Genomic DNA, 7,860 nt, shown 5'->3' on the forward strand with positions numbered 1-7,860 from the left:
ACAGAACTCAGTCCTTGGTATAAACTAAACCGTCCAACATTTGGGGGTCAGTTCACTTGTCAATGAGTTGTGAGGATTTTTTTTGAGCTATCTTTGAATGATTGTAATACCAGTCAGTAGATATTAGGCGTTGCTCTTTAGATACTCTAACATGGTGTCAGCATCTGATACTTCGAACGGGTCTATTGGGCAGTTGTCACCGAAGTTAGGTTCTTTGAACACCTTTTTGATTTCTTTATTATCGACATACATCGAATAACGCCATGAGCGCATACCAAAGCCAAGATTGCTCTTATCTACTAGCATGCCCATTTTACGAGTGAACTCACCATTACCATCAGGTAGCAAGAAGACGTTTTCACGGTTTTGCTTGAGACCCCATTGATACATGACAAAGGCATCATTGACAGAAACGCAAACGATTTCATCTACGCCAAGCGCCTTAAACTCCTCATATAGCTCTTCATAACGCGGTAGATGGCTGGTCGAACACGTAGGCGTAAAGGCGCCAGGTAGTGAGAACACGACCACTTTTTTATTAGCGAATAACTCATCCGTGGTCAGGTCATACCAAGTGAAGGGGTTATCACCGCCGATAGACTCATCACGAACACGAGTTTTGAACGTTACGTCAGGTACATGGCTAATCATTATTTTCTCCTATTTGGGGTGTGATCTTTATGGTTTTAATAGTGCATCGATATGATAGTAGTTATTGCAACTTATAAGCAAATTTTTAAGGTTGTAATATGGTTTGAATACTCGTGGTCTATTGTTAACGGTGACTCATTCGAATAAAACTCAGCCATGCTATACACTTTAAATTTGTAAATAGTAACGATTATCATTTACAAATGAGAATGATTATTATATATTCTATCTGCTTTGTTACTCTATGTAGAGTCGATAACGATCTAGTAGCATCTCCATAGTTGCTATTTTCTTTTTCAAAACCAAACGAAGAATATCTTATGCCTAAACCTTCTCACAAGAAACCTTTAGTAAAAGCGATACAGCTCAGTTTTTTAATGAGTATCAGTTATCAAGCCTATGCCGCGACTGATCTTAATGATATGAGTAATGATATTAGTGAACCCGGCACCTCAGCGCAAACCACTGTGCCTAACCACTGAGCTAATCCCGCTTAAATCATCAATCATGTGATGATGAGGGGAGGTTATACGGACATTTTTTACGCTGTCAATATCTATCAATAAAATATTAAAAGCTAAGCTTGCTGGTAGAGGGTTTAGACAGTTCAGTAGGTTACAACCCGTCAATAGCTAGTTATCTAACCTATTTATTACACATGACTTGTTAATCTTTATTCAGTTAACTGCAAAATCGGCTGACCATATTCTACGACTTGGCTTTCTTCAACTAAAATCTCATTAACCGTGCCGGCTTTATCGCTGGTAACGGGTAGCAGTTTCGTCAATACTTCAACAAATCCAATGGTTTGACCTATCTCAATTGCATCACCTTTTTGTATCACATTATCCGTCGCGCCATCGGCACTTAAGCGCATATAGCCAACGTGAGGAGAGCGTACTTGTAAAGCCTCTTGGTCTTGGGCATTGTTATTTTTTGCCTTAAGAGAGGAATTAGTATTGTCGCCTACCTCGATTGATAATGAGTCTATAGAGTTTCGAACAGAGCTTTTAGCGGTACGAGAACCATTAACCACACTAATAGATTGATCGTTGTCCTCAATGGTTATTTGATACACCTGACTTGCTTCTGTCAGTTTTACTAAGCGCTCAACGGCAGCGATATCCATAATATTATCCTTATCTACTATATCTACTATTTAAAATCAGTTAACTCATACCCCTAACTAAAACCCCTAATTAATACCTAAGTACTGAGCAATAGTCATCGCACTAAGCACACTCATAGCCACAGCGATAACCCAGCCAAACGCGGCGATCCAAATGGGATGTTTGTAATTACCGATGATATTCTTTCTATAAGCGGCGATCAGGACAATCACCATTGCTATTGGGAGTACCAAACCGTTCAATGTACCGACCAGCACCAGCACCAGCACCAGCACCAGCACTTGCGCCGGCTTACCGATAGTGGCAAAAACTAGGGTGGAGACGACGATAAAACCAATGATAAAAAAGCGCTTATATTCTTCGATAAAGGGGTGAAAATTGGTCATAAAAGACACTGAGGTATAAGCGGCGCCAATGACTGAGGTCACAGATGCCGCCCAGATGACGATACCAAAGATGATTTTACCGACGTTACCTAAGATATATTGAAAAGGTGACATCGCAGGATTGGTTGGGTCTAACGCATAACCTTGTGAGACCACGCCCAAGACGGCGAGGAATAAAAACACCCGAACGATAGAGGCAATTAAAATACCTGAGACCAACTTCTCGTCACCGAGTCAAGATTCTCTTCACCGCTGACCCCCGCTTCTAATAATCGATGCGCGCCTGAAAAGGTAATATAACCGCCGACCGTGCCGCCGACTAGAGTGACGATAGCCACCGCGTCGATCTTATCGGGCATAATGGTTTTGGTAGCGGCTTCAGCTAACGGCGGATCAGATTTAAACACCACATAAATGATAAGTATGATCAAGATAAAGCCCATCAGCTGGGCAAATCTATCCATAATAGGCCCGGTCTCTCGGCCTAAAAAGATGGCGACCGCGATAACCCCGCTAATGAGCGCGCCGGTAATGGGAGAGATGTTAAACACCGACTCCATGCCTAGCCCCGCGCCGCCAATATTACCGATGTTAAAGGCCAGACCGCCAGCGACAATCAAAAAAGATAGCAAATAGCCCACGCCCGGGAACACCAAGTTGGCAATCTCTTGCGCGCGTTTTTTGGAGACAGCGACCACGCGCCAAACGTTAAGCTGTACCCCAATATCCATAATAATAGAGATTAAAATCACAAAACCGAAGCTTGCCAGCAAGCTTTCGGTGAAAGTAGCGGTTTGGGTCAAAAACCCGGGCCCTACCGCTGAGGTTGCCATCAAAAAGGCCGCGCCCAAAATGGCGGTATTGTGTTTTTTTATGGTGCTCATAAACGTCCTTGTTTAGGGTTTTTATTATATGTTGACTCTATAACGACTACTGACTATCTGTTATTTACTATCTATGCCGATATCTCAATACCTTGCTGCTGCAGCTGCTCTTTGATACTTTTAGCAAAGGCTACCGCATGTTCGCTATCACTGTGCAGACAGATGCTTTGCGCCTCGACCGGGACTTTTTTGCCGTCAACACTGGTCACTACCCCCTCGGTAATCATCTCAAGCGCGTGCCGGCTGGCCTCTTTAGGATCGGTGATCAACGCGTTGTCCTTGGTGCGTGATACTAGCGAGCCGTCATTTTCATAGTTTCTATCAGCGAATACCTCAGAGATCACTTGCATATCGTGCGCTTTGGCGGCTTTAACTAAATGACCGCCTGATAGGCCCATGATTTTAAGACTAGGGTCAAAGCGTTTAATCTCACTGACCACGATATCTGCTAAGTCTTTATCAACCGCAGCTTGGTTGTATAGCGCGCCGTGCGGTTTGACGTAATCAAGCGTGACGCCGACCATATCGCATACCGCTTTGGTAGCCCCAAGCTGGTAGCTGATAAGGGCACGGTAGCCATCTTCGTCTAAGTCTTGCTGCACCCGGCCAAAGTTTTCTTTGTCATCAAGCCCCGGATGCGCGCCGACGCGCACGTTATGTTGTTTTGCCAGCTTGAGGGTGGCGAGCATCTCGGCATAGGAACCGGCGTGCAGACCACAGCTGACATTGGCAGAGCTGACTATAGTAAGTAGTTTATCATCTTGGCCGCAGCCTTCGGCGACATCAGCGTTTAGATCAATTTTCATGAGCGTACTCCTTGATACGTGCGATATAACGTTGTCTGTTTTGGCGCTGCACTAAAGCGTCTTTTATGGTCAAAAGATCGAACTGACACTCCTTACCATATCGAATTTGCGCCAGTAGGCCAATATCGGCGTCGATGACGCTGGCGATTTTGGGATAACCGCCTGTGGTTTGCGCGTCAGCCATCAGAACGATAGGCTGTCCTTGCGGCGGGACTTGAATCATACCGATATCGACGCCGTGCGAGCTCATTTGTAGCGGCGCGTTAAGCTCAAGTGCTTGTTCGCCTTTAAACCGGTAACCCATACGGTTACTACTGGTTTCTATCTTCCAGCGCTGCTTAAAAAATAGCTTTTGCGAGGCACTAGTAAAGGAGTCGTATTCGCTGTTTTTGACGACTCGAATGATACGAGTATCGGGTAAGGCGGCAACGCCTATGTTGGATAATTGGGAAGAGGTGTTTAATTTAATGACATCGTTTTCTTGAATGAATCGACCTTTAAAGCCGCCAAAACCTGCCTTATCATTGGTGCTAGAAGAATTTAAAATTGGCTCGACAGCAAAGCCGCCATGGACACAAAGGTAGCTATACATGCCTTTTAGGGGGCGTACTAGTTTTAATATCTGTCCGGCTTTGGCATTGATGCGCCAATAGCAAGGGATACGCTTATCATCTAAAGAAGCTTCGTATAAAGCGCCTGTGATACAAAAAGCAGTGTCTTTAGTAAATTTTAGCGTCAAGCCGCCTAATGTGATCTCTAAAGCCGGCTCGTTTAATGCATTTTTGATTAAAGCGTTACCGGCTGCAAAGGCCCAGCGATCCATCACGCCACCTCGTTGCACGCCCGTACTACGATAGCCAAATCTACCGAGGTCTTGGATACTAGCAAGGGCATTGCAGGCTAAAACTTTCATCACTACCGCCTATTTTTATCGTTAATTTGTTGTTTTGAGATTATTCATCACTCATAAATATCAATAGCGCTAAATTTAAGCGTATCACCGGCGCTTAATAGCGTAGGTGACTCCTTGGACAAATCAAATAACTTGGTTTCTGTTTGTCCGAGTAGCTGCCAACCGCCCGGAGAAGCAAAAGGGTATATACCCGTTTGCTCGCCGCCAATACCGACCGAACCTGCTGGAACTTTGGTGCGCGGATTGGTATGTCTTGGGAAGTAAAGCGCTTCCGCTAAGCCACCAAGGTAGGGAAAGCCGGGCTGAAATCCAATGAAGTACACCGTATACGTCGCTGCCGTATGCTTCTCGACGACCTCTTCAACAGATAAGCCTAATTCAGCGGACATAGATTTTAGATCAGGGCCATACTTGCCGCCGTAATGTACAGGAATCTCGACATGCTTACCTTGAATCTGCTTTTGCTCGGGGTTGGCGCTTAATTCGGTGAGCGTTTGTTGCAGGTTTTGAAGCTGTTTATAAGTTAAAGGGCTGGTAAACACGCTCAGCGTATTCATACCGATGACTACCTCGCTCACCTCTGGCAACTGTTGCACGCTATCTGCCAGCGCCCAGCACTGTTGCTGCTTGGCAAGCGTGGTCGGCTTAGGGAAAAATAACACCAAATTGGTTTCGCTACACAGCTGCCACTGCGGCGGCTCAGATACTGTGGTTTCTGTAACGGTTGCGTCTTGAGTAGCCATAGATCGCGATTCCTTTTGGTTCTTGTTTCTACATTCTAGTTTTAGTTAAGACCATTTAAAAATGCTGCACATGATAAAAAATATGTCAGTTGTCTTTGATAATGCTTTTTACTCAATTACTTTTTACTCAATATTCTCAGCGATCCACTGCGATAGATAATGAATACTTACTTGGCCTTTGTTAAATTCGGGATCAGCAAATAGTTTTTGGTGCAAGGCAATATTAGTATCAATACCTTGTATCTCAGATTCTGATAGCGCCGCTTGCATCTTGTCGATAGCTTGCTCTCGCGTTGGCGCATGGACGCAGATTTTGGCAATTAAGCTATCATAAGAGGGCGGGACGGTATAGCCCGATTCGATATGGCTATCGACGCGAATGCCAAATCCTGCTGGCAGGTGACAATAATCGATACGTCCGGGGCTGGGCATAAAGGTATAAGGGTTTTCAGCATTGATTCGGCATTCAAACGCATGACCGTTAATTCTGACGTCTTGTTGCGTATAGCTCAAAGGCTGACCTGCTGCTACCAATATCTGCTCTTGCACGATATCGATACCAGTCACCAGCTCAGTAATGGTATGCTCAACTTGGATACGGGTATTCATCTCAATAAAGAAAAACTCGCCGTTTTCATATAAAAACTCAAACGTCCCTGCGCCAATATAATTCATCTTTTGACAAGCCAGCGCGCAGCGTTCACCGATTTGTACGCGTTGTTCAGCGCTAATGCCGGGAGCAGGGGCTTCTTCAATCACTTTTTGATGACGGCGCTGCATCGAGCAATCGCGCTCGCCTAAATGAATGGCGTTGCCATGGGTATCAGCAAGGACTTGAATCTCGACATGACGCGGCGCTTGTAGATAGCGCTCTAGATAAACCACGGAGTCGCCAAAATTGGTTTTGGCTTCCGCTTGGGTCATTGAAATGGCGTTTATCAGGTTCTCTTCACTCTCAACCACGCGCATACCGCGCCCGCCGCCGCCACTTGCCGCTTTAATAATCACCGGATAACCGACTTCTCTAGCGATTTTAAGCGCGGCTTCTTTGTCGCTTGGCAGTGCGCCATTAGAGCCGGGCACACAAGGGACGCCAGCCTCTAGCATTTGTTTTTTTGCCGCAACCTTATCGCCCATGCTTTTTATGTTGTCTGAGGTTGGACCAATAAAGGTTAATCCAGCTTGGGCGACACGCTCAGCAAAAGCGGCATTTTCTGCCAAAAACCCATAACCCGGATGAATGGCCTCAGCGCCCATAACTTCGGCAGCGGAGATGATCGCTTCTTGGTTTAGGTAGCTTTTGGTAGCAAGGGCAGGACCGATACAGATCTTTTCATCGGCAAGTTTTACGGGCAGCGAGTCTTTATCGGCTTTGGAGTAGACGATGATGGAGGTGATGCCCAGCTGTTTGCAGGCACGGATGATACGTAACGCAATCTCGCCACGGTTGGCGATAAGAATTTTTTTAAACATGAAGCTGTCCTTGCAAATATAGTCCATTTGATGGCTTAAATACGGTTAGTAATATAGGCAATATCTAATCCAGCTAATATATCCTAGCTAGGACTAATCATAAACAGCGCTTGGTCAAATTCAACCACATCACCGTCTTCGACCAAAATCTCTTCAATACTGCCGGCGCGATCGGCTTTGACTTCATGCATGATTTTCATCGCTTCTATTACGCATAACGTATCACCTGCTACCACGCTATCGCCAACGCTTACAAAGACATCGGCGCTCGGGTCAGAGCGGCGATAAAAGGTGCCGAGCATCGGAGCGGTGATTTGGTTGTTTTCGCTGGCTGTTTCTGTAGTTGGTTTATCTTTAGCAGCGCCAGCAGAGTCGATATCTTGCGCAGAAGAATTGTCATTAGGGTTTGTAAAGGAGTTTGTAGAGGTATGATCTGTGCTAGTAGAACTGTTTCTACTATTGATATGACTACGGTCTTGATTACCGCTTTGATTAAAAGGAGACTGACAAATGATAGAGATACGCTTACTGCCGTCAACGACTTCTAGGGAATCAATGTTGGCACGTTCAGCAATGTTAATGAGCCTTTCTACATCGTTAAAATTGATATTCATATTTTCATCCATATTCTTTGTCGTTTTATTAAAGTAAAAGGCAGATAATAGTCCATTACTGTTTATACTAAGTCATTTGTAACTATGCAGAAAGTAATAAAATATGGGGCTGTCCTAGATAAGTAAAATTATTTAGGATAGCGCTATGAGAAAGAGTAAACTAAGTTGGTATAAACAAAACAGACTAATCGAGTTATTTGTTGCTGGTTCTACCGCGAGAACAGCAGCAAGCCTAGTCGGTGTTAATAAAACCACAGCCA

At 44.8% G+C, this 7,860-nt stretch carries 10 protein-coding genes and 1 pseudogene; 2 read left to right on the forward strand and 9 right to left on the reverse strand.

Annotated features, from left to right (window positions below; all coding sequences use genetic code 11):
- Positions 1–123: 123 nt before the first annotated feature.
- Positions 124–651: a peroxiredoxin gene (locus I3248_RS11930; protein WP_037058515.1), complete on the reverse strand. Its 528-nt coding sequence runs from the start codon at positions 649–651 to the stop codon at positions 124–126.
- Positions 652–971: 320 nt separating this feature from the next.
- On the opposite strand from I3248_RS11930, the gene I3248_RS11935 reads away from it, so the two are divergent.
- Positions 972–1,133, forward strand: a complete 162-nt coding sequence (locus tag I3248_RS11935; RefSeq protein WP_201603158.1) for a hypothetical protein — start codon at positions 972–974, stop codon at positions 1,131–1,133.
- 191 nt (positions 1,134–1,324) lie between these two features.
- Here I3248_RS11935 and I3248_RS11940 read toward each other — a convergent pair whose 3' ends face one another.
- The 8 genes from I3248_RS11940 to I3248_RS11970 form a co-directional block, all read right to left on the reverse strand.
- Positions 1,325–1,780 (reverse strand): biotin/lipoyl-containing protein, encoded by a 456-nt coding sequence (locus I3248_RS11940; protein WP_238063961.1) that lies wholly within the window; start codon positions 1,778–1,780, stop codon positions 1,325–1,327.
- 66 nt (positions 1,781–1,846) lie between these two features.
- Entirely contained in the window at positions 1,847–2,386 is a 540-nt protein-coding gene (locus I3248_RS12155; protein WP_269117195.1) for a divalent metal cation transporter, read from the reverse strand.
- A complete protein-coding gene (locus tag I3248_RS12160; protein WP_269117196.1) occupies positions 2,368–3,051 on the reverse strand; it encodes a divalent metal cation transporter in 684 nt (227 codons plus the stop codon). The genes I3248_RS12155 and I3248_RS12160 overlap by 19 nt, the downstream gene beginning before the upstream one ends.
- Positions 3,052–3,122: 71 nt before the next feature.
- Positions 3,123–3,857: a 5-oxoprolinase subunit PxpA gene (pxpA, locus tag I3248_RS11950; RefSeq protein WP_238063962.1), complete on the reverse strand. Its 735-nt coding sequence runs from the start codon at positions 3,855–3,857 to the stop codon at positions 3,123–3,125.
- Complete coding sequence (locus I3248_RS11955; RefSeq protein ID WP_238063964.1) at positions 3,847–4,770, reverse strand: biotin-dependent carboxyltransferase family protein; 924 nt, start codon at positions 4,768–4,770, stop codon at positions 3,847–3,849. The genes pxpA and I3248_RS11955 overlap by 11 nt, the downstream gene beginning before the upstream one ends.
- Positions 4,771–4,817: 47 nt before the next feature.
- Positions 4,818–5,513, reverse strand: coding sequence for a 5-oxoprolinase subunit PxpB (gene pxpB, locus I3248_RS11960; RefSeq protein ID WP_238063966.1), 696 nt, complete (start codon positions 5,511–5,513; stop codon positions 4,818–4,820).
- A 123-nt stretch (positions 5,514–5,636) separates the two neighbouring features.
- The gene (gene accC, locus I3248_RS11965) at positions 5,637–6,986 is read right to left on the reverse strand and encodes an acetyl-CoA carboxylase biotin carboxylase subunit (RefSeq protein ID WP_238063968.1); all 1,350 of its coding nucleotides are present in this window, start codon (positions 6,984–6,986) and stop codon (positions 5,637–5,639) included.
- An 83-nt stretch (positions 6,987–7,069) separates the two neighbouring features.
- Entirely contained in the window at positions 7,070–7,600 is a 531-nt protein-coding gene (locus I3248_RS11970) for an acetyl-CoA carboxylase biotin carboxyl carrier protein subunit (RefSeq protein ID WP_238063970.1), read from the reverse strand.
- A gap of 145 nt (positions 7,601–7,745) precedes the next feature.
- On the opposite strand from I3248_RS11970, the pseudogene I3248_RS11975 reads away from it, so the two are divergent.
- Positions 7,746–7,860 (forward strand): annotated as a pseudogene (locus tag I3248_RS11975) (IS1595 family transposase); the annotation flags it as partial.

This window comes from Psychrobacter sp. Ps3, assembly GCF_022129275.1.
Classification (GTDB): Bacteria; Pseudomonadota; Gammaproteobacteria; order Pseudomonadales; family Moraxellaceae; genus Psychrobacter; species Psychrobacter submarinus.